This is a genomic window from Bacillus sp. CGMCC 1.16541, from assembly GCF_003184905.1.
Taxonomy (GTDB): Bacteria; Bacillota; Bacilli; order Bacillales; family Bacillaceae_H; genus Priestia.
In genome coordinates, this window is the sequence record NZ_QFRU01000061.1 from 1 (window position 1) to 1,286 (window position 1,286).

General features: G+C 39.2%; 1 protein-coding gene. It reads right to left on the reverse strand.

Annotated features, from left to right (window positions below):
- Positions 1–41 precede the first annotated feature (41 nt).
- Positions 42–1,192 (reverse strand): IS3 family transposase gene (locus tag DIS06_RS19900; RefSeq protein ID WP_110114981.1). Its coding sequence is split into 2 segments (ribosomal slippage): positions 42–919 and positions 919–1,192, totalling 1,152 coding nucleotides; the frame shifts between segments, so codons are not numbered across the junction.
- Positions 1,193–1,286 lie beyond the last annotated feature (94 nt).

Here is a 1,286-nt window from a genome sequence, read left to right on the forward strand (position 1 = left end):
GGGACTGACCCCTGTTTTTGAGACAGGGATCAAAACACCTTTTAAACAACCAGTTTTCTGTATTGTACAGGTGACTGGTTGTTTAGTTTTGTTTGAATACGGGTATTGTTATAATAAGTGATATAATTTTTGACGGTTTGCTCTACGATGGTGGTCGTAGTATATGTTAACCCGTCAAGGTAGAACGTTTCAGACTTTAGTGAGGAATGAAACGATTCAATCGAGGCATTATCTGCGGGAGTCCCTTTTCGGGACATACTCATGGTAATGCCTTTTTCTTTAATTTTTTGTTGATAGGCGTACGATGTGTACACAGAACCTTGATCGCTATGCAACGTACATCCTTCCGATAGAGAAGGGAGTTGGTTGAGCGTGTCTAAAACAAACGCTACGTTTTGACAATCACCGATGGAATACGCAATAATCTCTCCGTTAAATAAATCTTGAATACTTGAAAGATACAACTGTTTCGGTCCAAAAGGCAAGTAAGTAATATCGGTCACGAGCTTTTGAAGAGGACGCTCAGCTCGAAATTCACGATTTAATACATTCTCCGCAACCTGATAAGGTTGCCCTGTTCGCTTCCGTTTCTTCCGTTTGACACGACATTGCCAACCATATTTCTGCATGGTACGCTGTACAAACTTGTGGTTAATCTTCATTGTTTGCTTGAGTAAGGCCGTAATCTTTCGATAGCCATATCGAAATTTGTGTGTACGACATTGTTCACCCACTTGCTGTTCCAACCATTTCTTTCGTGTATCCCGTTGGCCATGCTGCTTCCAACGGTAGTAAGTTGATCGAGGAATACCAAGATGGAAACAGATTTGATAAATAGGAATCTGCTCTTTTAACTCTTCCACTAGATTTACTGCGATTTCTGGTACCACTTCCTTTCCAATTCCTTGTACTTTTTTAAAATCTCAATCTGTTGCTTTAACTGTCGGTTCTCTGTCTTTAACTTAGATGTCTCATTTTCAAAATCAGGACCTTTCCCATAGGTATATTGCTTGCCTACAGGCTGTTCAAACCGATGCATTTCTCCATTTTGATACCATTTCATCCACGTTTTTAATTGGGTATGATTTCGAATATTTAGTTGGAATAATACTTCTTTTACAGGTACACCCGCTAATCTCATTTCAATCGCTTTTAATTTTATTTCTACTGGATAACTGACTCTTGTTCCCATCGAAAAAACACCTCCAAGTTGTTGTTAGGTACTACATACCCAGTTTTCAACTTAAAGGTGTTTTTTATTTGTCTCACTTTATGGGGTCAGTCCC